The organism is Streptomyces sp. NPDC085944, from assembly GCF_040686295.1.
Taxonomy (GTDB): domain Bacteria; phylum Actinomycetota; class Actinomycetes; order Streptomycetales; family Streptomycetaceae; genus Streptomyces; species Streptomyces salinarius.
Window position 1 is genome coordinate 97,084 of sequence record NZ_JBFBJX010000012.1, and the last position, 23,665, is coordinate 120,748.

General features: G+C 70.2%; 18 protein-coding genes and 1 tRNA gene. 10 read left to right on the forward strand and 9 right to left on the reverse strand.

Features of this window, described 5'->3' with window-relative positions; translation table 11 throughout:
• Positions 1-121: 121 nt before the first annotated feature.
• From rsmG to rpmH, 6 genes are all read right to left on the reverse strand, one after another.
• Positions 122-841, reverse strand: coding sequence for a 16S rRNA (guanine(527)-N(7))-methyltransferase RsmG (gene rsmG / locus AB0P07_RS23695; protein ID WP_365553535.1), 720 nt, complete (start codon positions 839-841; stop codon positions 122-124).
• 126 nt (positions 842-967) lie between these two features.
• Positions 968-1,480, reverse strand: a complete 513-nt coding sequence (locus AB0P07_RS23700; protein ID WP_030403066.1) for a R3H domain-containing nucleic acid-binding protein — start codon at positions 1,478-1,480, stop codon at positions 968-970.
• A gap of 15 nt (positions 1,481-1,495) precedes the next feature.
• Positions 1,496-2,791, reverse strand: coding sequence for a membrane protein insertase YidC (gene yidC / locus AB0P07_RS23705; protein ID WP_365553540.1), 1,296 nt, complete (start codon positions 2,789-2,791; stop codon positions 1,496-1,498).
• A 3-nt stretch (positions 2,792-2,794) separates the two neighbouring features.
• The gene (yidD, locus tag AB0P07_RS23710; RefSeq protein ID WP_031039985.1) at positions 2,795-3,169 is read right to left on the reverse strand and encodes a membrane protein insertion efficiency factor YidD; all 375 of its coding nucleotides are present in this window, start codon (positions 3,167-3,169) and stop codon (positions 2,795-2,797) included.
• Positions 3,166-3,537: a ribonuclease P protein component gene (gene rnpA, locus AB0P07_RS23715; RefSeq protein WP_061443637.1), complete on the reverse strand. Its 372-nt coding sequence runs from the start codon at positions 3,535-3,537 to the stop codon at positions 3,166-3,168. Before rnpA ends, yidD begins: the two co-directional genes overlap by 4 nt.
• 21 nt (positions 3,538-3,558) lie before the next feature.
• Positions 3,559-3,696, reverse strand: a complete 138-nt coding sequence (gene rpmH, locus AB0P07_RS23720; RefSeq protein ID WP_003975051.1) for a 50S ribosomal protein L34 — start codon at positions 3,694-3,696, stop codon at positions 3,559-3,561.
• Between the two features lie 377 nt (positions 3,697-4,073).
• Between rpmH and dnaA the strand changes: the two genes are divergently transcribed.
• From dnaA to AB0P07_RS23765, 9 genes are all read left to right on the forward strand, one after another.
• Complete coding sequence (gene dnaA, locus AB0P07_RS23725; RefSeq protein WP_365553545.1) at positions 4,074-6,083, forward strand: chromosomal replication initiator protein DnaA; 2,010 nt, start codon at positions 4,074-4,076, stop codon at positions 6,081-6,083.
• A 995-nt stretch (positions 6,084-7,078) separates the two neighbouring features.
• The gene (gene dnaN / locus AB0P07_RS23730) at positions 7,079-8,209 is read left to right on the forward strand and encodes a DNA polymerase III subunit beta (RefSeq protein ID WP_365553924.1); all 1,131 of its coding nucleotides are present in this window, start codon (positions 7,079-7,081) and stop codon (positions 8,207-8,209) included.
• 219 nt (positions 8,210-8,428) lie between these two features.
• A complete protein-coding gene (gnd, locus tag AB0P07_RS23735) occupies positions 8,429-9,304 on the forward strand; it encodes a phosphogluconate dehydrogenase (NAD(+)-dependent, decarboxylating) (RefSeq protein WP_365553548.1) in 876 nt (291 codons plus the stop codon).
• A 64-nt stretch (positions 9,305-9,368) separates the two neighbouring features.
• Complete coding sequence (gene recF, locus AB0P07_RS23740) at positions 9,369-10,490, forward strand: DNA replication/repair protein RecF (protein WP_365553551.1); 1,122 nt, start codon at positions 9,369-9,371, stop codon at positions 10,488-10,490.
• The gene (locus AB0P07_RS23745; RefSeq protein ID WP_365553554.1) at positions 10,487-11,068 is read left to right on the forward strand and encodes a DUF721 domain-containing protein; all 582 of its coding nucleotides are present in this window, start codon (positions 10,487-10,489) and stop codon (positions 11,066-11,068) included. Before recF ends, AB0P07_RS23745 begins: the two co-directional genes overlap by 4 nt.
• 434 nt (positions 11,069-11,502) lie before the next feature.
• Positions 11,503-13,563 carry a DNA topoisomerase (ATP-hydrolyzing) subunit B gene (gene gyrB, locus AB0P07_RS23750; RefSeq protein WP_365553557.1) on the forward strand — a complete coding sequence of 687 codons (2,061 nt, stop codon included), beginning with the start codon at positions 11,503-11,505 and terminating at the stop codon, positions 13,561-13,563.
• 42 nt (positions 13,564-13,605) lie between these two features.
• Entirely contained in the window at positions 13,606-16,200 is a 2,595-nt protein-coding gene (gene gyrA / locus AB0P07_RS23755; protein ID WP_365553560.1) for a DNA gyrase subunit A, read from the forward strand.
• 18 nt (positions 16,201-16,218) lie between these two features.
• Positions 16,219-16,944 (forward strand): DUF3566 domain-containing protein, encoded by a 726-nt coding sequence (locus AB0P07_RS23760; RefSeq protein WP_365553563.1) that lies wholly within the window; start codon positions 16,219-16,221, stop codon positions 16,942-16,944.
• Positions 16,945-17,055: 111 nt separating this feature from the next.
• Positions 17,056-17,132, forward strand: a tRNA-Ile gene (locus AB0P07_RS23765).
• Between the two features lie 78 nt (positions 17,133-17,210).
• On the opposite strand, the gene AB0P07_RS23770 is transcribed toward AB0P07_RS23765, so the two are convergent.
• The 3 genes from AB0P07_RS23770 to AB0P07_RS23780 form a co-directional block, all read right to left on the reverse strand.
• Positions 17,211-17,372, reverse strand: a complete 162-nt coding sequence (locus AB0P07_RS23770; RefSeq protein WP_365553566.1) for a hypothetical protein — start codon at positions 17,370-17,372, stop codon at positions 17,211-17,213.
• 463 nt (positions 17,373-17,835) lie between these two features.
• Complete coding sequence (locus tag AB0P07_RS23775) at positions 17,836-22,197, reverse strand: hypothetical protein (protein WP_365553569.1); 4,362 nt, start codon at positions 22,195-22,197, stop codon at positions 17,836-17,838.
• A gap of 373 nt (positions 22,198-22,570) precedes the next feature.
• Entirely contained in the window at positions 22,571-23,125 is a 555-nt protein-coding gene (locus tag AB0P07_RS23780) for a hypothetical protein (RefSeq protein ID WP_365553572.1), read from the reverse strand.
• 270 nt (positions 23,126-23,395) lie between these two features.
• On the opposite strand from AB0P07_RS23780, the gene AB0P07_RS23785 reads away from it, so the two are divergent.
• Entirely contained in the window at positions 23,396-23,608 is a 213-nt protein-coding gene (locus AB0P07_RS23785) for a ferredoxin (protein WP_365553574.1), read from the forward strand.
• Positions 23,609-23,665 lie beyond the last annotated feature (57 nt).

The following is a 23,665-nucleotide window of genomic DNA, read 5'->3' on the forward strand; positions in this document are numbered from 1 at the left end:
CGTGCAACAGTGAGCGACGTTTCACGTGAAACACGATGCAGCGCGGCCCAAGTCGAACGGCCGCGACACTCCGGCATCCGTGAGCAGGGCAGCTTGTGTGGAGTACGTCGGACCACGAGAGCTAGCCGCGACGCCGGCGCGTTCGCCCCGTCCGGGCGGCCTTGGCCCGCTTGGCGGCGAACCGCACACCCCCGGGGCTCTCGCCCACCTCGACGCGCACCACGGTGGACATGGGCTCCACAACGCCCTCGCCGACGTGGAGGATGGACGTCTCCTCCGCTCCGAGCTTGCTCAGCGCCGCGGTCGCCGCCTTCAGTTCCTCCTCGGCCGTGTCGCCCTTGAGGGCGAGCATCTCGCCGTACGGGCGCAGGAGCGGGATGCCCCAGGCGGCGAGACGGTCCAGTGGAGCGACGGCTCGGGCCGTCACCACATGCACCGGCGGCAGCTTGCCCATGACCTCCTCGGCCCGACCCCGCACCACGGTGACATGATCCAGGCCCAGCAGCTCCACGACCTCGGTGAGGAAGTTCGTACGGCGCAGCAGCGGCTCAAGCAGGGTGATCTTCAGGTCGTCCCGTACCAGCGCCAAGGGGATCCCGGGCAGGCCGGCGCCCGAGCCGACGTCGCACACCGTCACTCCCTCGGGCACGACCTCCGAGAGCACGGCGCAGTTCAGCAAGTGCCGCTCCCAGAGCCGGGGCACTTCACGCGGACCGATCAGGCCGCGCTTCACCCCCGCCTCGGCGAGCAGTTCCGCGTAGCGGACCGCGTCCGCGTAGCGATCACCGAACACAGCACGTGCCTGCTCGGGTACAGGGGGGAGCTCCGCTGCCTCCGACACGGGGACCGTCCTTCCGTACGACACCGGCGCCAAGGGCGTCGGTGCCAGAACCACCAGAACTATCAGGCTGACAAAATTCGGCCCCGTCTGCGCAACAGACGGGGCCGGAGAACGAGAGGGAGCCGATCAAGCAGGGAGAACGACGACGAAGCGCTCCGGCTCCTCGCCCTCGGACTCACTGCGGAGCCCTGCGGCCTTGACCGCGTCATGCACGACCTTGCGCTCGAAGGGCGTCATCGGCTCGAGCCGCACGGACTCGCCGCTGCTCTTGACCTCGGCCGCGGCCTTGGCGCCCAGCTCGGACAGCTCGGCGCGCTTGCCCGCCCGGTAACCCGCGATGTCGAGCATCAGCCGGCTGCGGTCCCCGGTCTCCCGGTGCACGGCGAGGCGCGTGAGCTCCTGCAGAGCCTCCAGCACCTCACCGTCCCGGCCGACCAGCTTCTGCAGATCGCGGCTGCTGCTGTCACTGATGATCGAGACGGAGGCACGGTCGGCCTCGACGTCCATGTCGATGTCGCCGTCGAGGTCGGCGATGTCGAGCAGACCCTCCAGGTAGTCCGCCGCGATATCGCCCTCCTGCTCGAGGCGGGTGAGGGTGTCTGCACCCTCGGCAGCGGCGGAGGTGGTGCCTTCCGTCACGGGATGGGCTCCTTCTTACTTCTTCGACGGGGACTTGGGCCGCTGCGGGCCCTTGCGCTGTCCGGACTGGGCCTTGCTGCGGCCACCGCCGCCGGACTTCTGAGCCGGCTTCTTGGCACCGGCGGCGGGCTTCACGTCCTGCTTGCCCGCCGGCTTGGCGTCCTGCGGCTCGTCCGACTTGGTCAGCGACGTCTTCGGCTCGGCCTCACCTGCGGGCTTGGCCTGGCGCTGGGACTTGCTCTGCCTCTTGGGCTGCTGGCGCTTGGGCTGGCCCGTGGTCGTCACGGTCGAACCGTCCGCGCTCTGAGCGGCCACGGCGGCGTCACTCTTCACCACGGTGCCGTCGGCCTGAGCAGCCAGTCCCGCCTTGTTCAGGCCGTTGATGAACTTCCGCTCGGCCTCGTTGCGGTCCCGGCCCTTGGCGACGATGGCCTTCACGATGGCCTTCTCGCCCCGGCGACGGGTCTTGCCGTGCTCGGTGACGCTCTTGTGCAGCCGCTCCAGGTAGGCGGCCTGCGCCTTGGAACCGGGCGTCGGGTTGTTGCGGATGACGTACATCTGCTGGCCCATGGTCCACACGTTGGTGGTCAGCCAGTAGACGAGGACACCGACGGGGAAGTTCACACCGAAGACGGCGAACATGACCGGGAAGACGTACATCAGCATCTTCTGCTGCTGCATGAACGGCGTCTTCACGGTGGTGTCGACGTTCTTCGTCATCAGCTGGCGCTGGGTGAAGAACTGCGAGGCCGACATCAGCACGATCATGATCGCGGTGACGACCCGGACATCGGTGAGGGAGGCGTTGAGGGCGGCGACGTCGCTCTCGCTGCTGAAGAACTTGGAGGCCAGCGGAGCCCCGAAGATGTGCGCCTTCTGCGCGCTCTGCAGCAGGTCCTGGTTGACCGCGCCGATGGTGTCGCCGGACGCGATGCCGTTGAGCACGTGGTACAGGGCGAAGAAGAACGGGGACTGCGCGAGGATGGGAAGGCACGAGGAGAGCGGGTTGGTACCCGTCTCCTTGTACAGCTTCATCATCTCTTCGGACTGCCGCTGCTTGTCGTTCTTGTAGCGCTCCTGGATCTTCTTCATCTCCGGCTGGAGCGTCTGCATCCCGCGCGTCGCCTTGATCTGCTTCACGAAGAGCGGGATCAGGCAGATGCGGATGAGGATCACCAGCGACACGATGGACAGGCCCCAGGCCCATCCGGTGTCAGGTCCGAAGATCGCCCCGTACACCGTGTGGAACTGGACGATGACCCAGGAGACGGGCCAGGTGATAAAGCTGAAGAGGCTGGCAATCGTGTCCACTAATCATGCTCCTTGGGCATGGGGCGAGGTCTCTGCGGCCGGGCTCGAAGGCTCGGACGGGCTCGGGTGAGCGGGCCGTCCTTCGGTGGCCGGTTCGGCGGCGGAGGTCCCGCCCTTGCGTGCCCGCCAGGCGGCACGCAGCATTTCGTGCCACCGCGGGCGCTTGCGCGGCGGAACATGGTCCACACCGCCCGGCGACCACGGGTTGCACCGCAGGATGCGCCAGGCGGTGAGTGCCGTGCCCTTGACGGCTCCGTGCCGGTCGATGGCCGTGTAGCCGTAGTGGGAACACGACGGGTAGTACTTGCAGACCGGCCCCAGCAGCGGACTGATCGTCCACTGATAGAGCTTGATCAGAGCCAGCAGCGGGTACTTCATCGCGCGCCCCCTCCCAGTAGCCGCGCCAGGGCGGCGTCCAGGTCTCGGGCCAGCTGTGCATGGTCGGCGTCACCCGCACCGGGCAGCGCTCGTACGACTACCAGGCTACCGGGGGGCAACAGGTCGATCCGGTCGCGCATCAGATGGCGAAGCCTGCGCTTCACCTTGTTGCGCACGACCGCACCACCCACGGCTTTGCTCACGACGAAACCCGCACGTGTCGGGGGAGCGCTCTCCCCAGGCGCGTGCGGGTCCGTGGCACCGCTTCGAAGGTGGACGACGAGGGCCGGGCGGCCGGCCCGGCGGCCCCGTCGTACCGCGGTCGCGAAGTCTTCGCGCCGCCTCAGCCGGTTCTCGGTGGGCAGCACGACGTCATGACCTGACCGGGATCAGGCGGACAGACGGGCGCGACCCTTGCTGCGGCGGGTCGCGAGAATCGCGCGGCCGGCACGGGTACGCATACGCAGCCGGAAGCCGTGGGTCTTCGCGCGGCGACGGTTGTTCGGCTGGAAGGTGCGCTTGCTCACTCGGGGGCTCCAGAAAGAATCGGGTGTTGGCGGGGTGCCGTCCTGGCTGTCACCGTGCGCCCACGAGTAGCTCGCGTTACGCCCGAGTGCACCGCTTTTCGATCACCTTGGACGTGACCTGTGCCCATCGGAGGCAGGCGGCAGCAGCCATCGACAACTCGACCTGGTTACGGTACGTGCGACTGCGCCATTCGGTCAAACCAGCGGTGACCGGGAGACACTTGTCCACAGGCTGGGGACAACAACTTGAACCCTACCCGCCGCGCTGACTACCGTGACTGAACTCCGATTCGTTCCCTTATCCCTGCCCCACCCGAGTTTCATCCCGACCCGTCCCTGAATCACACGTTCGAGGGACTCGTGAGAGAGCGTGCCCTGTGGCTGACGTACCTGCCGATCTTGCCGCAGTGTGGCCACGCGTACTGGAGCAACTCCTCGGAGAAGGCCGCGGGCCGGGCGTCGAGTCGAAGGACGAGCACTGGATCCGTCGCTGCCAGCCGCTCGCGCTGGTCGCCGACACCGCCCTCCTCGCCGTACCGAACGAATTTGCGAAGGGCGTACTGGAGGGCCGCCTGGCCCCCGTCGTCAGTGAGACCCTGAGCCGCGAATGCGGCCGCCCGATCCGCATCGCGATCACCGTCGACGACACCGCGGGCGAACCCGCCGGGCCCGCTCCGCAGGCACCCCAGGCGCAGCCGTCCCGCCCCCAGCCCCGCTACGAGGAGCCCGAGCGCCCCGCGCCCGGCCATGGGACCCGCGAGGACTACCGCGACGGGTACGAGAACTACGACCGCGGCCGCGCCGACCAACTCCCGACCGCACGGCCCGCCTACCCGCAGGAGTACCAGCGCCCCGAGCCCGGCTCCTGGCCCCGGCCGGCCCAGCAGGAGGACTACGGCTGGCAGCAGCAGCGCCTCGGCTTCCCGGAACGGGACCCCTACGCCTCCCCGTCGCAGGAGCCCTACGGCCAGGAGCCGCCGCCACCGCCGTACTCCCACGACCCCCACGCCCCGTACCAGCAGGACTACCGGCCGCAGCCCCCGGAACGCCCGTCGTACGACTCGCCGCGCGGTGAGTACGAACAGTCCCGGAGCGACTACGACAAGCCCCGCGCCGACTACGAGCAGTCCCGGGGCGAGTACGACGGTCCGCGCGGCGACTACGACCAGCCACGAAGCGACTACGAGCAGCAGCGCGGCGACTACGAGCAGCGCGGCCCCCGCCGGGACCTGGCAGAGCCCCCGGCCGGATCCGGTCACGTCCACCGCGGCGGCCCCGTGGGCCCCGGCCCCGCCACCGGGGCACCCGGACCGCTGGCCGCACAGCCGGCGCCGGCGACCGGCCCCGGCGAGCCGACCGCGCGCCTGAACCCGAAGTACCTCTTCGACACCTTCGTCATCGGGGCCTCCAACCGCTTCGCCCACGCGGCGGCCGTCGCGGTCGCGGAGGCACCCGCGAAGGCCTACAACCCCCTCTTCATCTACGGGGAGTCGGGGCTCGGCAAGACCCACCTCCTGCATGCCATCGGGCACTACGCGCGCAGCCTCTACCCCGGCACGCGCGTGCGCTACGTGAGCTCGGAGGAGTTCACCAACGAGTTCATCAACTCCATCCGCGACGGCAAGGGCGACAGCTTCCGCAAGCGCTACCGCGAGATGGACATCCTGCTCGTCGACGACATCCAGTTCCTCGCGGACAAGGAGTCGACGCAGGAGGAGTTCTTCCACACGTTCAACACCCTGCACAACGCCAACAAGCAGATCGTGCTCTCCAGCGACCGGCCGCCCAAGCAGCTGGTGACGCTGGAGGACCGGCTCCGCAACCGCTTCGAGTGGGGACTGATCACCGACGTCCAGCCACCCGAACTGGAGACGCGCATCGCGATCCTGCGCAAGAAGGCGGTGCAGGAGCAGCTCAACGCCCCCCCGGAGGTGCTGGAGTTCATCGCCTCGCGCATCTCGCGCAACATCCGCGAGCTGGAGGGCGCCCTGATCCGGGTGACGGCGTTCGCGTCGCTCAACCGGCAGCCGGTCGACCTGGGCCTGACGGAGATCGTCCTCAAGGACCTGATCCCGGGAGGCGAGGACTCCACTCCGGAGATCACCTCGACGGCCATCATGAGCGAGACCGCCGACTACTTCGGCCTCACGGTGGAGGACCTGTGCGGCAGCTCGCGCGGTCGCCAGCTCGTGACGGCCCGGCAGATCGCCATGTACCTGTGCCGCGAGCTCACGGACCTCTCGCTGCCCAAGATCGGTGCGCTCTTCGGCGGCCGGGACCACACCACGGTGATGCACGCCGATCGCAAGATCCGCAATCTGATGGCCGAGCGGCGCTCGATCTACAACCAGGTCACCGAGCTGACCAACCGCATCAAGAACGGCTGACGGCCACCGGCCGCCGGCACCGGCCACGAAGGCGCCTCCGGGACTTCCGCAGGCGCCTTTCGCGTGCCCTCGTCTGCCCTCCGCGGCTTCCCTCCGCGCCCCCTCAGGGTCCCTTGGAGCCTCCTCGGTACCTCTCAGAGGCCGCCCGAGGACCGCCCAAGGCCGCCCCAGGACGCTCCTCGGGCTTCCACCGCTCGTACGGACGTCCTGTCCGCTGTTCGAATATCTGCCGGGTTACGGCCGTCCTCCACAGATTGGGCCAGTTTTTTCCGTCCACACCTTGGGGACTGGGAAGTTGTCCCGATCCCGTCCACAGGCCAGGCTGGTGAGGGATCATCAGGGCAGGTCAGCTCCCTGTGGATTCGTGGACGAACGATCTCCACAGGCTGTGGACGACGAAATGATCCACAGGCTGTGCATCCAGTTGTCCACGGGCAACCCACAGGCTGGGGCCGGTTGTCCCCAGCGATCCCCAGCTTCTCCACATGTCTGTCCACTGTTCGGCAACGCGACGCGCCCCGTCACCGCGTCGAGTGAAAGGCGTCACACGAGGCTGCCTGGTTGGGCTGTGGGAAACGTGGGTAAAGCTGGGGACGGCTCTGGGGAGAAGTCGCCTCTCCCTGTGCACGGTGTGTGCAGAACTTTCTGTTCTCCACAGAAGAGCCCGGTTGTCCACGGGCTCCGCCCACAGGACCCGTGGACAAAATTCATGCTCTGACCTGGGGAAACAGGGTTATCCACGGTATCCACAGGCCCTACTACTACTGACGACTAGAGAGAGAGCGGAATCCGTTTCGAAGCGGGCCCTGTGCACAACTCGCCCTCTCGAGCCCGACCGCCCCTCGTCACGACTTGACCCCGAACGGCACCTACTGTCAGTGGGGTGCGTCAGACTGGTCCCCGGTGTTCTGCCCCTCACAGCGGCGGACGACACCGGTCAGACGACGAAGGCGAAGCAGGGCGAGCAGCGCCGGCAACAGCAGGAGGCGGCAACAGTGAAGATCCGGGTGGAACGCGACGTACTCGCGGAGGCAGTGGCCTGGGCGGCCCGCAGCCTCCCGGCCCGTCCGCCGGCGCCGGTCCTCGCGGGCCTGCTGCTGAAGGCCGAGGAGGGACAGCTGAGCCTGTCGGGCTTCGACTACGAGGTCTCGGCGCGGGTGTCCGTGGAGGCGGAGATCGAGGAGGAGGGCACGGTCCTCGTCTCCGGCCGCCTGCTCGCCGACATCTCCCGGGCCCTGCCCAACCGGCCGGTGGAGATTTCCACAGACGGTGTACGGGCGATGGTGGTCTGCGGCTCCTCGCGGTTCACCCTCCACACCCTGCCGGTGGAGGAGTACCCGGCACTGCCGCAGATGCCGGAGGCGACCGGCACGGTCCCCGGCGAGATCTTCGCCTCGGCCGTGCAGCAGGTGGCGATCGCCGCGGGCCGCGACGACACGCTGCCCGTCCTGACCGGTGTGCGCATCGAGATCGAGGGCGACTCGGTCACGCTGGCCTCCACCGACCGCTACCGCTTCGCGGTCCGCGAGTTCCTGTGGAAGCCGGAGAACCCGGACATCTCCGCGGTCGCCCTGGTGCCCGCCAAGACCCTCCAGGACACCGCCAAGGCGCTGACCAGCGGTGACCAGGTGATCCTGGCGCTGTCCGGCTCGGGCGCGGGCGAGGGACTGATCGGTTTCGAGGGTGCGGGCCGCCGGACGACGACGCGTCTGCTGGAGGGCGACCTCCCGAAGTACAAGACGCTGTTCCCGACGGAGTTCAACAGCGTCGCGGTGATCGAGACCGCCCCGTTCGTGGAGGCCGTGAAGCGCGTGGCCCTGGTCGCCGAGCGCAACACCCCGGTGCGGCTCAGCTTCGAGCAGGGCGTGCTCATCCTGGAGGCCGGCTCCAGCGACGACGCACAGGCTGTGGAAAGGGTCGACGCCCAGCTGGAGGGCGACGACATCTCGATCGCCTTCAACCCGACCTTCCTGCTGGACGGGCTGAGCGCGATCGACTCGCCGGTGGCCCAGCTGTCCTTCACGACGTCCACCAAGCCGGCGCTGCTCAGTGGCAAGCCCGCGGTGGACGCCGAGGCGGACGAGGCCTACAAGTACCTGATCATGCCGGTGCGGCTGAGCGGCTGAGTCCACCGGCCGTCGCCTGCCGGCCGGTGGCGTCGTCGGTGGCTGTCCACAGGGTGGGGAAGAACCCGCAGGTGGGGGCATTCGTCTGAGCGCGTATGCCCACAGCTGTGCACGGGCGTGCGGGTTTAGGCTCGACACGGGTACGAAAGTGCCGCGGCACGCATCCGGCGGGTTCGGAGGTGCCGCCTTGCCACCTCGCACACCTAAGGAACGCAACTGATGGAGCTCGGTCTCGTCGGCCTCGGCAAGATGGGCGGCAACATGCGCGAGCGGATCCGCCGCGCGGGCCACACCGTCGTCGGATACGACCGCAATCCGGACCTCGCCGACGTCCACAGCCTGGAAGAGCTTGTGGGCAAGCTCAGCGCCCCGCGCGTGGTGTGGGTGATGGTCCCGGCCGGCGAGGCCACCCAGGCCACCGTCGACCGGCTCGGCGAGCTGCTCGAGCCCGGCGACGTCGTCGTGGACGGCGGCAACTCCCGCTGGACGGACGACGAGAAGCACGCCGAGGAGCTGGCTGCCAAGGGCATAGGCTTCGTCGACTGCGGCGTCTCCGGCGGTGTGTGGGGCCTGGAGAACGGCTACGCGCTGATGTACGGCGGCGACGCGGAGAACGTCGCCAGGGTGCAGCCGGTCTTCGACGCCCTCAAGCCCGAGGGCGACTTCGGCGCCGTGCATGCGGGCAAGGTCGGCGCGGGCCACTTCGCGAAGATGGTCCACAACGGCATCGAGTACGCGATGATGCAGGCCTACGCCGAGGGCTGGGAGCTGCTGGAGAAGGTCGACTCCGTGGAGAACGTCCGCGAGGTCTTCCGTTCCTGGCAGGAGGGCACGGTGATCCGCTCCTGGCTGCTGGACCTGGCGGTCAACGCGCTCGACGACGACGAGCACCTGGACGGGCTCCGGGGTTATGCACAGGACTCCGGTGAGGGACGCTGGACTGTGGAGGCGGCGATCGACAACGCGGTGCCGCTGCCCGCGATCACGGCCTCCCTCTTCGCGCGGTTCGCGTCCCGCCAGGACGACTCGCCGCAGATGAAGATGATCGCCGCGCTGCGCAATCAGTTCGGCGGCCACGCGGTCGAGAAAAGGTAAGCAACGCCCGAGGGTCAACGCCCGAGGGTCCACACCCGAAGGCTGGGGAGGTCGGCGCACGACCATGCACGTCACGCATCTGTCGCTGGCCGACTTCCGTTCGTACGCCCGGGTCGAGGTGCCCCTGGACCCGGGCGTCACCGCTTTCGTCGGCCCCAACGGACAGGGCAAGACGAACCTGGTCGAGGCGGTCGGCTACCTCGCCACCCTCGGCAGCCACCGGGTCGCCTCCGACGCGCCCCTGGTGCGCATGGGCGCCGAGCGGGCTGTGATCCGCGCCCAGGTCCGCCAGGGCGAGCGGCAGCAGCTGGTCGAGCTGGAGCTGAACCCGGGCAGGGCCAACCGCGCCCGTATCAACAGGTCCTCGCAGGTCAGACCGCGCGACGTGCTCGGCATCGTGCGCACCGTGCTGTTCGCGCCGGAGGACCTCGCGCTGGTCAAGGGCGATCCCGGGGAGCGGCGGCGGTTCCTGGACGAGCTGATCACCGCCCGTTCGCCGCGGATGGCCGGGGTGCGCTCCGACTACGACCGGGTCCTCAAGCAGCGCAACACCCTGCTGAAGTCGGCCGCGCTCGCCCGTCGGCACGGTGGCCGCACGCTGGACCTTTCCACGCTCGACGTCTGGGACCAGCACCTCGCGCGCGCGGGCGCCGAACTGCTCGCCCAGCGCCTGGACCTGATCGCGGCGGTGCAGCCGCTGGCCGACAAGGCGTACGAGCAGCTGGCCCCGGGCGGCGGTCCCCTCGCCCTGGAGTACAAGCCGTCGGCGCCGGGCGAGGCCCACACGCGCGAAGACCTGTACGAGCAGCTGATGGCGGCGCTCGCCGAGGCGCGCAAGCAGGAGATCGAACGGGGCGTCACCCTGGTCGGTCCGCACCGGGACGATCTGCTGCTCAAGCTCGGCTCGCTGCCCGCCAAGGGCTACGCCTCGCACGGCGAGTCGTGGTCGTACGCGCTCGCACTGCGGCTGGCCTCCTTCGACCTGCTGCGGGCCGAGGGGAACGAGCCGGTGCTGGTCCTGGACGACGTCTTCGCCGAGCTGGACGCCCGGCGCCGGGAGCGGCTGGCGGAGCTGGTGGCCCCCGGTGAGCAGGTGCTGGTGACGGCCGCGGTCGACGACGACGTACCGCATGTGCTGGCGGGGGCGCGGTTCGCGGTGGCGGAGGGCACGGTGGAGCGCGCGTGAGCGCCGACGAGCCGACTGCCGGGGGCGCACCGAACCGCCGCGCGGACGACGACACGGTCGGGAGCGGTCCGGAGCCGTCCGGTGTCGACCTCGCGCGCGTGGCGCTCAGGGCGGCGCGGGAGGCGGCACGTGCGCGGGGCGACGTGGCGCAGCAGAAGAGGCAGGCACGCCGGGGTGGCCTGCGCTCCGGCGCTCGCGCCGACGGCCGCGACCCCATGGCCCTGGGTTCGGCGATCAACCGGCTGATCACCGAGCGCGGCTGGGAGACACCGGCCGCGGTGGGCGGGGTCATGGGCCGCTGGCCGCAGATCGTCGGCGAGGACGTGGCGAAGCACTGCGTGCCGGAGCGGTACGACGAGGACGAGCGGGTGCTGGTGGTGCGCTGCGACTCGACGGCCTGGGCGACGAACCTGCGGCTGCTCGCGCCGACGCTGGTGGCCCGGCTCAACGAGGACCTGGGGCACGGGTCGGTTCGGATGATCAAGGTCCTGGGACCCGGTGGCGCGGGCGGTCCCGGCCGGCGCTACGGGCCGTTGCGGGCGCCGGGCAGCCAGGGTCCGGGCGACACCTACGGGTGAGGCGGGGACGGCCTGGCGCCCCGTCAGCGATGCGTGATGTACCTCACAGAAATTGCCGCCTGCGGTCGGTGTGAACCGTTGGCGCGGGCTGTTGCGTACCCCCGTGCGGGGAGCCGGACCGGGATCTGACTCCCAAGTAGCAAAGGGTTGACACCTCAAAGCGCTGAGTGCCGTTGTGAGCCTCTTGAGGCCCCCTTCCGTATATCGGGAGTCGGACGAGGCTCGTTCAGGGCGGCACATGCGGACTCAGGTACCGGCAAACCCCCATCAGTGTCAGTGGTACCGGTAGAATGGGAGAGAATCCCGCCCCGAACGTGGGGACCGTCCGGGACTAGCTGAGCAACGCTGATCAAGGCTTACCAACGCAACATGCCGCAGCCGCTCCGGCAACCTGCCGACGAGCCCGGCTCGTGGTGTGCCAGAAAGGGCGCTTCGTGGCCGATTCCGGCAACCCCAACGAGAACAACCCGTCCACCGACACCGGCGTGAACGACACGGTGAGCACCTCGCACGGCGAGGTGCCCGCGTCGTACGACGCCAGTGCCATCACCGTCCTCGAGGGTCTGGACGCGGTCCGCAAGCGACCCGGTATGTACATCGGATCGACCGGTGAACGTGGTCTGCACCACCTGGTGCAGGAGGTCGTGGACAACTCCGTCGACGAGGCGCTGGCCGGCCACGCGGACACGATCGACGTGACCATCCTCGCCGACGGCGGTGTCCGGGTCGTCGACAACGGCCGCGGCATCCCGGTGGGCATCGTCCCCTCCGAGGGGAAGCCCGCCGTCGAGGTCGTGCTGACCGTGCTGCACGCGGGCGGCAAGTTCGGCGGCGGCGGCTACGCGGTCTCGGGCGGTCTGCACGGCGTGGGTGTCTCCGTCGTCAACGCCCTTTCCACGCGGGTCGCGGTGGAGGTCAAGACCGACGGCTACCGCTGGACGCAGGAGTACAAGCTGGGCGTCCCCACGGCTTCGCTCGCCCGGCACGAGGCCACCGAGGAGACCGGCACGACGGTCACCTTCTGGGCCGACGGCGACATCTTCGAGACCACCGACTACTCCTTCGAGACGCTCTCCCGGCGTTTCCAGGAGATGGCCTTCCTCAACAAGGGCCTGAAGATCAACCTCACCGACGAGCGCGAGTCGGCGAAGGCCACCGCCGGCGCGGACGAGGCGGGTGAGGACGAGAAGCACGAGGTCAAGAGCGTCTCGTACCACTACGAGGGCGGCATCGTCGACTTCGTGTCGTACCTCAACTCCCGCAAGGGAGAGCTGGTGCACCCCACCGTGATCGACCTCGAGGCGGAGGACAAGGACAAGAACCTGTCCCTCGAGGTCGCGATGCAGTGGAACGGCGGCTACACCGAGGGCGTGTACTCGTTCGCCAACATCATCCACACGCACGAGGGCGGTACGCACGAGGAGGGCTTCCGCGCGGCGCTCACCTCGCTGATCAACAAGTACGCGCGCGACAAGAAGCTGCTGCGCGAGAAGGACGACAACCTCACGGGTGACGACATCCGCGAGGGTCTGACGGCGATCATCTCGGTGAAGCTGAGCGAGCCCCAGTTCGAGGGCCAGACCAAGACGAAGCTGGGCAACACCGAGGTGAAGACCTTCGTCCAGAAGGTCGTCTACGAGCACCTGACGGACTGGCTGGACCGCAACCCCAACGAGGCCGCGGACATCATCCGCAAGGGCATCCAGGCGGCCCACGCGCGCGTGGCGGCCCGCAAGGCGCGCGACCTGACGCGTCGCAAGGGCCTGCTGGAGTCGGCGTCGCTGCCGGGCAAGCTGTCCGACTGCCAGTCGAACGACCCGACCAAGTGCGAGATCTTCATCGTCGAGGGCGACTCCGCCGGCGGCTCCGCCAAGTCCGGCCGGAACCCGCAGTACCAGGCGATCCTCCCGATCCGCGGCAAGATCCTCAACGTGGAGAAGGCCCGCATCGACCGGATCCTTCAGAACCAGGAGATCCAGGCGATGATCTCCGCGTTCGGCACCGGTGTGCACGAGGACTTCGACATCGAGAAGCTCCGCTACCACAAGATCATCCTGATGGCGGACGCCGACGTCGACGGCCAGCACATCAACACCCTGCTGCTGACCTTCCTGTTCCGCTTCATGCGGCCGCTGGTCGAGTCCGGGCACGTCTACCTGTCCCGCCCGCCGCTGTACAAGATCAAGTGGGGCCGGGACGACTTCGAGTACGCGTACTCCGACCGTGAACGCGACGCGCTGATCGAGATGGGCCGCCAGGCCGGCAAGCGCATCCGCGAGGACTCCGTCCAGCGCTTCAAGGGCCTCGGCGAGATGAACGCCGAGGAGCTGCGCATCACGACCATGGACCAGGAGCACCGCGTGCTCGGCCAGGTCACGCTCGACGACGCCGCGCAGGCGGACGACCTGTTCTCGGTGCTGATGGGCGAGGACGTCGAGGCCCGGCGCGCGTTCATCCAGCGCAACGCCAAGGACGTCCGCTTCCTCGACATCTGAGTCGGTCTCGGCTGACCGCACCAGGAAGGACCTTCACCAGCAATGACCGACGAGAACACTCCTGTGACGACGCCCGAGGGTGACGCCCTCGCCATGCGTGTCGAGCCCGTCGGGCTCGAGACGGAGATGCAGCGTTCCTACCTCGACTACGCGATGTCCGTCATCGTCTCGCGTGCGCTGCCCGACGTCCGCGACGGCCTCAAGCCCGTGCACCGGCGCGTGCTGTACGCCATGTACGACGGCGGCTACCGCCCCGAGCGCGGCTTCTACAAGTGCGCCCGCGTCGTCGGCGACGTCATGGGCAATTACCACCCCCACGGCGACTCCTCCATCTACGACGCCCTGGTCCGCCTCGCGCAGCCCTGGTCGATGCGGATGCCGCTGGTCGACTCCAACGGCAACTTCGGCTCGCCGGGCAACGACCCGGCGGCGGCCATGCGGTACACCGAGTGCAAGATGGCGCCGCTGTCGATGGAGATGGTCCGCGACATCGACGAGGAGACCGTCGACTTCACGGACAACTACGACGGCCGCTCCCAGGAGCCGACCGTCCTGCCCGCCCGCTTCCCGAACCTGCTGATCAACGGCTCGGCGGGCATCGCGGTCGGCATGGCGACCAACATCCCGCCGCACAACCTGCGCGAGGTCGCGGCCGGCGCCCAGTGGTACCTGGAGAACTACGAGGCCTCGCACGAGGAGCTCCTCGACGCGCTGATCGAGCGCATCAAGGGCCCCGACTTCCCGACCGGCGCCCTGGTGGTGGGCCGCAAGGGCATCGAGGAGGCCTACCGCACGGGCCGCGGCTCGATCACCATGCGCGCGGTCGTCGAGGTCGAGGAGATCCAGAACCGCCAGTGCCTGGTGGTCACGGAGCTGCCCTACCAGGTCAACCCGGACAACCTCGCGCAGAAGATCGCCGACCTGGTGAAGGACGGCAAGATCGGCGGCATCGCCGACGTCCGCGACGAGACGTCCTCCCGCACCGGCCAGCGCCTGGTCATCGTCCTCAAGCGGGACGCGGTCGCCAAGGTCGTCCTGAACAACCTGTACAAGCACACCGACCTGCAGACCAACTTCGGCGCCAACATGCTGGCCCTGGTCGACGGCGTGCCGCGCACCCTGTCCCTGGACGCGTTCATCCGCCACTGGGTGAACCACCAGATCGAGGTCATCGTCCGCCGTACGCGCTTCAGGCTGCGCAAGGCGGAGGAGCGGGCGCACATCCTGCGCGGCCTGCTCAAGGCCCTGGACGCCATCGACGAGGTCATCGCGCTGATCCGGCGCAGTGACACCGTCGAGATCGCGCGCGGCGGCCTGATGGACCTCCTGGAGATCGACGAGATCCAGGCCAACGCGATCCTGGAGATGCAGCTGCGCCGCCTGGCGGCCCTGGAGCGGCAGAAGATCGTCCGCGAGCACGACGAGCTCCAGATGAAGATCAACGAGTACAACGAGATCCTCGCCTCGCCCGTCCGCCAGCGCGGGATCGTCAGCGAGGAGCTGACCGCGCTCGTCGAGAAGTACGGCGACGACCGCAAGACCAAGCTGATCCCGTACGAGGGCGACATGTCCATCGAGGACCTGATCGCCGAGGAGGACATCGTCGTCACGGTCACGCGTGGCGGTTACATCAAGCGCACCAAGACCGACGACTACCGGGCGCAGAAGCGCGGCGGCAAGGGCGTGCGCGGCACGAAGCTCAAGGAAGACGACATCGTCAACCACTTCTTCGTGTCCACCACCCACCACTGGCTGCTGTTCTTCACCAACAAGGGCCGCGTCTACCGGGCCAAGGCCTACGAGCTGCCGGACGCCGGCCGGGACGCGCGCGGGCAGCACGTGGCGAACCTGCTGGCCTTCCAGCCGGACGAGACGATCGCCCAGATCCGTGCGATCCGCGACTACGAGGCGGTTCCGTACCTGGTCCTGGCCACCAAGGCCGGTCTGGTGAAGAAGACGCCGCTGAAGGACTACGACTCGCCGCGCTCGGGCGGCGTCATCGCCATCAACCTGCGGGAGCAGCCGGACGGCAGTGACGACGAACTGATCGGAGCCGAACTGGTCTCGGCAGAGGACGATCTGCTGCTGATCAGCAAGAAGGCGCAGTCGATCAGGTTCACCGCGTCGGACGACACACTGCGTCCGATGGGACGCGCCACCTCGGGCGTCAAGGGCATGAGTTTCCGCGAAGGGGACGAGCTGCTCTCGATGAATGTTGTTCGAGCCGGTACGTTCGTGTTCACTGCCACCGACGGCGGTTACGCGAAGCGGACCTCCGTCGACGAGTACCGCGTCCAGGGTCGTGGTGGCCTCGGCATCAAGGCCGCCAAGATCGTCGAGGACCGCGGGTCACTCGTGGGCGCGCTGGTGGTCGAGGAGCACGACGAGATCCTCGCCATCACGCTCTCTGGCGGTGTGATTCGTACGCGAGTCAACGGGGTCAGGGAGACGGGCCGTGACACCATGGGCGTCCAACTGATCAATCTGGGCAAGCGCGATGCCGTCGTCGGCATCGCACGCAACGCCGAGGCGGGACGCGAGGCGGAGGAGGTCGACGGCGATGTGGCCGTCGACGAGACCGCCGAGGGTGCCGCGACCACCGGCACGGACGAGGGTGAGGCGCCCTCGGCCGAGTAGCACGAGGAGAGAGTAATCGTGAGCGGAGCCACGGGCGCCGGATCGGCCGGTACCCCCACGGGTACGGAAACGGGCGGCGGCGGCCGTGGCTCCGCCGCGCGTGCGACGGATTCGCACACGACTCAACTGCGCAAGATCGACGACGGAGCGACCGACTCGCACTCGGGGAGCTCGTCCTCAACGCATGGATCCCAGGGGGGAACTGTGACGGACACCCGAGGCCAGCGGACTCAGCAGGCGGCCTCGCCGCTGCCGGGTGAACGGCAGCCACAGCAGACCGGCGGGCCCTACCACCCGCCGCAGGCCTACCAGACCCAGGGCGGCAACGCGTCCGCCGTGCGCCGCCCGCGCACCGGCGCCCGCACCACGCCCCGCGTCCGCAAGGCCCGCCTGCGCGTGTCGAAGGCGGACCCGTGGTCGGTGATGAAGGTCAGCTTCCTGCTCTCCATCGCGCTCGGCATCTGCACCATCGTCGCGTCCGCCGTGCTGTGGATGGTCATGGACGCCATGGGCGTCTTCTCGACGGTCGGCGGCACGATCTCCGAGGCCACCGGCTCGAACGAGTCCAACGGCTTCGACCTGCAGTCCTTCCTGTCGCTGCCCAACGTGCTGATGTTCACGACGGTCATCGCGGTCATCGACGTCGTCCTCGCGACAGCCCTGGCGACCCTCGGCGCGTTCATCTACAACCTGTCCGCGGGCTTCGTCGGCGGTGTGGAGCTGACGCTCGCCGAGGACGAGTGATCCGCGAGCCGACCGCGCTTGTCAGCCGCGCGACAACCGATTTTGGGACTGCCCGCCTCGTGCGCTAATCTTCAGGAGTCAGCGCGCGGGACATACACCGCAGAGCGCGGCGGGGCTATAGCTCAGTTGGTTAGAGCGCATCCCTGATAAGGATGAGGCCACAGGTTCAAATCCTGTTAGCCCCACCAGCTCGAAGACCCCCAGCCGGATCCGGTTGGGGGTCTTTGCTGTGCCTGTGGGGTCCGTGCGCGGGACGCGGTGTTCGGTCAGGTCGTGGCGAGCCGTGCCAGGCCCCACAGAATGATCAGGTCGAGGGCCATGACGCTGATCGACCACAAGGGGTGGTACGGGATGAACAATCCGGCCGCGCGGCCCCAGGGCGCGGCGCGCAGCAGCGCCGCGCCCGCGATCACCACTGCGACACCCACGACGAGGTGGATCCAGCCCCGAACCTGTACTCGTGGTGCCGCGGCATCCCGAAAGGCGGTCCTTGGCGATGCCCGCGATGCCCTGGAGGATGCTCAGCACGCCGCTGAGGAGGAGCGGCACACCGAAGTACTTCGTCGGTCCGGTCGGCAAGCCGTCGCGCCTGTGGTCTTCGGCGGTCGTCACCGCACTGCACGGCGCGGGCGGGAAGCGAACGCATCCGTCACGGTCACAGCGTCACCCCGGCGCAGTCGCCCGGCGAGCGCACGGGGGCATACGGGTCGTTCCTGCCGTGTGGGCGCACGGCGGCGCCGCGTGGGCAGGAAAAAACCCGACCGCTGGCGACGGGGGATGCGCCAGCGGTCGGACTGTGGCCAAGGCTAACAAGGCCGGGTGTCCGGTGGGTGCCGACTGGTCGGTCGGTTGTGGTGATGTGATACGGATCACGTAGACGACGTGAGGGGGTCAGTGGTCGCACGGCGACTCGTAGTCCAGGCGCGGCAGGTACTCGTGCCACTTCTCCTCGGTCAGCACCCCTCGGGTGGCGGAGCAGATGCGGTCGATGGCGTCGTCCACGCCCAGGCTCCACAGCCGGACGGTGTCCGTGCCGCTGGAGACCCCGAGCATGTGGCGTACGGGGCTGAAGGAGAGGAAGCTGCCGGTCTTGGCGTTGGGGCTCATCGCCCGGCCGATGGGGTTGGCCTCGGCGGGGGCGGAGACGCTCCACAGCCGGACCGTGTTGTCGTTGGCGCCGCTGGCCAGGGTGGCGCCGTCCTGGCTGAACGTCAGCGACACCACCGAGTCGGTGTGGCCGGCCAGCGTGGCCTCGGGCCCGGACGCCCTGCCCGGCTCGGTGACGTCCCACAGCCGGACCGTGCCGTCGTCGCTGCCGCTGGCCAGGGTCTCGCCGTCGGGGCTGTAGGCGAGGACGTTGACGGGCCCGAGGTGCCCGGTGAGGGGGGCACCGAGACGAGTGGCGTGCGCGGGGTCGGTGACGTCCCACAGGCGCACGGCGTCGTCGGCGCCACCGCTGGCCAGGGTGTGGCCGTCCGGGCTGAACGCGAGGGTGTTGACGTATCCCGTGTGGCCGGTGAGCGTCTTGCCCAGACGACGGGGGTGGGACGGGTCGCCGGTGTCCCACAACTGGACGGTGCGGTCGTCGTGCGCCGTGGCCAGGGTGTGGCCGTCCGGGCTGAACGCCAGGGCGTCGGGGCCCGCGTAGCGGGTGTTCAGCGCCACGGGCGGCCCGTGGGACCTGGGCCGGGCCGGGTCCGTGACGTCCCACAGCTGCAGCGCGCTGCCTCCGGCGAGCACCGCGAGCGTGTCGCCGTCCGGGGAGAACACCAGCGACCGTATGTCGCCCTCCCCCGGTCTGAAGGGGGCGCTCAGCGACACGGGCCGGGCGGGGTCGGTCACGTTCCACAGCCGGACCCTGCCGTCGCGGGCCGCCGTGGCCAGGACGTGCCCGTCCGGACGGAAGGCGCCGATGCGGCCGATCATGTCCGACGTCGGCAGCGACCACAGGCGCACCTTGCTGTCGCCGCTGCCGGTGGCGAGGGTGCGGCCGTCGGGGCTGAAGCCGAGGGCGTACATCTCGCCGCTGCCTCCGGCGAGGGGCACGCCGACCTGGGAGGGGTAGGCAGGGTCGCTGACGTTCCACAGGCTCGCCGTGCTGTCCGCGCTGCTCACGGCGAGCATGGCTCCGTCGGGGCTGAAGGCCACCGCCCAGACGGGGCCGGTGTGGCCGGTGAGCGGTGCCCCGGCCGGCCTGGCCCGGGCGGGGTCGGTGACGTCCCAGAGCCGGACGGTGTCGTCCGCGCTGCCGCTGGCGAGGGTGCGGCCGTCGGGGCTGAAGGCCACGGAGTGGATCAGGCCGCTGTGGCCGGTGAGCGGTTTCCCGACGGTCTTCGCCCCCGCCGGGTCGGTGACGTCCCAGAGGTGGACCTTGTCGTCGTCGCCGCCGGCGGCGAGCGTGCGGCCGTCCGGGCTGAAGGCCACCGAGCGCACCGCCGCGGTGGGGCCGGTCAGGGTGTCGAGCGCCTTGGGGGCGCGCGGGTCGGCCACGTTCCACAGGCGTACGGCGTGATCGTCGTGGGCGGAGGCCAGGGTGTGGCCGTCGGGGCTGAAGGCGAGCAGGTAGACGGTGCCGCCGCGGCCGGCCAGCGGGGCGCCGAGCGGACGCGGCCGACTGGGGTCCCGTACGTCCCACAGCCGGATCGTGCCGTCGTCCGAGGCGCTGGCGAGGGTGTGGCCGTCGGGGCTGAAGACCGCGGTGCTCACCCAGCTGGTGTGCCCGGTGAGGGGCTTGCCGAGCTGCTTGGGACGGGCGGGGTCCGAGACGTCCCAGAGCCGGACGGTGCGGTCGTAGCTGGCCGTCGCCAGAATCCGCCCGTCGGGGCTGAAGGAGGTGAGGTAGACGGCGCCGGTGTGCCCGAGGAGCGGGGTGGCCAGGGGAGCGTTCACGATCGAGATCAGCCGGTTCCTGACGTCCTCGTCGTCCGGCCGCAGGCGGTGTGCCGCCAGGTCGAGCTGGGCCGACAGCGACGGGTCCGTGTCCTGGACCCGGTCCGCCTCGGCGACCACCTGCTCGAACACGGCGTCGTTGCGCTGCTGCCAGGCGAGCACCGCGGAGCCGACGGCCACCAGGGCCAGCACGACCACCACCGAGACCGCGGCGCGGCTGATCATGACGGTGCGTCTGCGCAGCCTGACCGCGGCGGCCAGGAACTCCACCGCGCTGCGGGTCAGCAAGGTGTCGTCGGCCGACTTCGCCCAGTCGCTGGCCTGCGTCAGCCGGGAGCCCCGGTAGAGCAGGGCGGAGTCGCGGTCCGACTCCTCCCAGGCCAGGCCGTCCTCCTCCAGCCGCTGGCGCAGCAGGTTCCCGGCGCGGTCCTCGTCGATCCAGTCGCGCAGCCGGGGCCAGGCGTGCAGCAGCGCCTCGTGGGTGATCTCGACGGTGTCCGAGTCGAGCGTCACCAGCCGGGCCCGCACCAGCGCCTCGAGGGACTCCTCGGTCTTGCCGGGGTCCCCCGACTCCTCGGCCAGCCGGCGCCGCGTACTGCGCCTACGGGTGGCCTGGGTGTCCTCGCTCAGCCGGACCAGTCTGAGCAGCAGCAGCCGCGCGGCCGTGCGGGCCGCCGGGTCCAGGCCGGACCAGGCCCGCTCGGCGGTCGCGGCCACCGCGCCCTGGATGCCGCCGGCCGCGCGGTACCCGGCCAGGGTGAGGCGGCCCGCCTTGCGGCGCTGCCAGGTGGCGAGCAGGGCGTGGGAGAGGAGCGGCAGCACGCCCGCGTCGTGCGCCCCGTCCGGGCCGTCGGTGCTCACCTCGCGGATGATCAGCTCGGCGAGGCCCGGTTCGAGTTCCATGCCCACGGCCTTGGCGGGAGCGGTCACCGCCTCGCGCAGTTCCGCGGTGGTCAGCGGCCCGAGCACCATGTGCCGGTGCTGGAGGGCGTCGGCCAGTTCCGGGTACCGCAGGCACCGGTCGTAGAAGTCCGCGCGTACGCCCAGCGTCACGAGCGCCGGCGCCGGGTCCCCGTCGGGTCCGGGCACGCACGCCGCCTGGAGCAGCCGGATGAACACACGCCGGTCCGTCTCGTCGGCGCAGAGCGTGAACAGCTCCTCGAACTGGTCGACGATGACGACCGGACGGGCGGGGGGTGGGTGCGTGGGGGATGTGGGGGGCGTGGTGCCGGTTCGGTTGGCGGGGGCTGCTCGGCCGTTTCGGCTGTCGGGGTCCGCATGGTCGGCCCGGCCGTCCTGGCTGTCCCGGTCGCCTCGGCCGTCCAACGCGTCGCGGGGCCGATCCGGGTCGCCCGAGGTGTCCGGCAGGGCCGAGTCGCCTGCCCGGTTCGAGCTGTCCGACGTGTCCGTTCGGGCCGGTCCTGCTGACCCTTCGGGGTCGCCGGGCCTGTCGGAGCCGCTCGGTCGATCCGGGCCCGCGGTGACGGAGACGTTGGACCCGTTTCCGTCCTCCGGGGACGTCGCCCAGGTCGCGAAGGCAGCCCTGACGGCGTCGTCGGCGTGTGGGGTGTCCGTGGCCCGGGCCTCGGGGGCGCCCGGCTCCGTGGTCGGCGCCCTCTGCGTCACCGCGCCCCGCACGCCGCCGACGACGGGCGTGAGCTGCGGCACCAGACGGGTCAGTTCCCCGAGCGGGTCGGCCCCCGGTACGAGCTGGAGCACCCGCCGGGGCGTACCGCCCCCGGCATCCGGGGCGCCGGCGCGCAGGGCGGGCACCAGGCCGGCGTTCAGCAGGGAGGACTTCCCTGCCCCCGAGGCGCCCACCAGCATGACCAGGCCGCCCGTGTCCCGCGTCGCGTCGAGCTGGGCGAGGAGGGCCCGCGTGCTGCGCTCCCGCCCGAAGAACCAGCCGGCGTCCTGCCGGCGGTAGGCGGCCAGCCCCCGGTACGGGCAGACCCCGCCGGGCGTGGCCGCGGCCTCGGCGGCGGGCTGCTCCTCGGCCGGGGGCGGCGCGGGGCGTTCCCCGTTCGGGTCGGCCAGCGCCCGCTCCCACAGGCGCTGCCACTGGGACAGGTCGTACAGCCCCGCGGAGACCGGTACCGGCCGCGCGCGCCGCGCCTGCGGTATGAGGACGTGCAGGACGGCCGCGAGGGCGGGGAACTGGGCGGGCACGTTCTTGGCGCGCCGCCAGTCGCTGATCCGCTGGGCGGAGACCCGTACGGGGCGTCCCCGCTCGTCGACCCGCTGGAGCCGGACGACGGCTTCGGACACGCGTTTGAGGGGAGGATTGCCGGCCTCGCCGTACAGCAGTGCTAGGCGCTCTGCGAAGGCCGTGCGTGCCCCTGAGTCGAAACTCAAGGCCTCCACTCCTTACTTCCCCCGCCGTCTGGACGTCCGGACCGGAAAACTCACTCTATATGGCTGACCTGCGACTACAGCGGGTCCAGGAGTGCGGAGCCTGCCCGGCGGCGACCACGGATGGCAGGATCGCGTCGCAGTGGCGAGGCGGCTTCGCGGAACCCGGACAGGTCAGCGGCTCGGTGCTCACACAGCCACGCCGCGGGGCCCGCATGTTCTCGGTCAGCTTTCGGCGGTCGGTCCCTCCGGGACCCGCCCCGGCCCGCCACCGCACGCGAGAGCGGCGCCGGCCCGGTTTGGCACCGGTCCCCACGAGGGGAGGGACCGGGGCCAAACCGTGCCGACGCGTACCGCGTACCCGGGGACGAGACGGCCCGCGCCGTCAGTCGCCGGCGGCCGGACCGCGGCGAGGACGGCGGGCGGGCGGGACCAGCAGATCGCGCTCGGGATGCTTCTCACCGGTGACGCGGCCCCGGATGCCGAGATCGGCCCTGGCGTCCTCGTGGAAGGCGTTGATGGCGCGGAAGGCGGCCCGGTGCCGCTCCCGCCACTCCTCCAGGGTGCCGTCGACCCGGCCGGTCGCCTGCCAGTCGATCTCGGCGAGCAGCACGTTCAGCTCGTGTCCGGACTCGATGGCGTCGTCCCCGCCGAGCAGCATGACCCGCTCGAAGGCGGATCCCCACCGGCGGCTCGCCTCCGCCAGGTCGTCGCGGAGGTCCTCCTCGCTGCGGTGGCTCTCGCGCAGTTGCTTCCGCATCTCGTACAGCGGTACGCAGGCGGCGATCCGCAGCTTGACGGCGTCGACGTACTCCCCGTAGGCGTCGACCTTCTTGTCGTCCCACCGCGTCAGCAGCTGGTGGCGGTTCCTGCTCCGCTCCATCAGGTGGTTCGTGACGTGTGTGGTCAGCGCGCCGAGCAGCACCGCCGCGATCGTCACGAGTTGCTCGCCGGTCCCCAAACCGTCCCCCCAGTCACCGCCGCGCACGCCGCACCCGCACGCCGCACCCGCACGCCGCACCCGCACGCCGCACCCGTGCGCCGCCTCCGCCCCCGCACTCCGCGCTCCGCGGGAGTGCCGGACGACGATGATCTTATGAGCGCCTGGGGGTGGCTGGCCAACAGGCTTGCGAATACGGCGGGTTCACCGCACCGATCCGTGGGAAGGCAGGTCGTGAAGGCTTCGACACCGACCGCCGCTGGAGTGCGCATGAGGATCTCCCTCGACCCCGAGCAGTGTTACGGCTCCGGCGACTGCGTCCACCGGGCCCCGTCCGTGTTCACCACGGTGGACGGCCTGGGCGCCGTCATACCGGGCCGGGAGCACGACGTCGACGCTCCACGGGTGCGCGAGGCGGCCGAGGGATGTCCGTCCGCCGCGATCACCATCGTCCGCACGGACACGGAAGAGGCCCGGGGCTGAGCGGCCGGGGCGAACCGGGCGCCGCCCTCGGCGAGGCCCTGGTCGGCCTCGCCGTCC

What these genes read in the sequence shown, in the direction of transcription:
- gnd (WP_365553548.1), top strand. Translation starts at nt 8,429, where the DNA reads ATGGAGCTCGGTCTCGTCGGCCTCGGCAAGATGGGCGGCAACATGCGC.
- AB0P07_RS23785 (WP_365553574.1), top strand. Translation starts at nt 23,396, where the DNA reads ATGAGGATCTCCCTCGACCCCGAGCAGTGTTACGGCTCCGGCGACTGC.
- gyrA (WP_365553560.1), top strand. Translation starts at nt 13,606, where the DNA reads ATGACCGACGAGAACACTCCTGTGACGACGCCCGAGGGTGACGCCCTC.
- recF (WP_365553551.1), top strand. Translation starts at nt 9,369, where the DNA reads ATGCACGTCACGCATCTGTCGCTGGCCGACTTCCGTTCGTACGCCCGG.
- yidD (WP_031039985.1), bottom strand. Translation starts at nt 3,169, where the DNA reads ATGAAGTACCCGCTGCTGGCTCTGATCAAGCTCTATCAGTGGACGATC.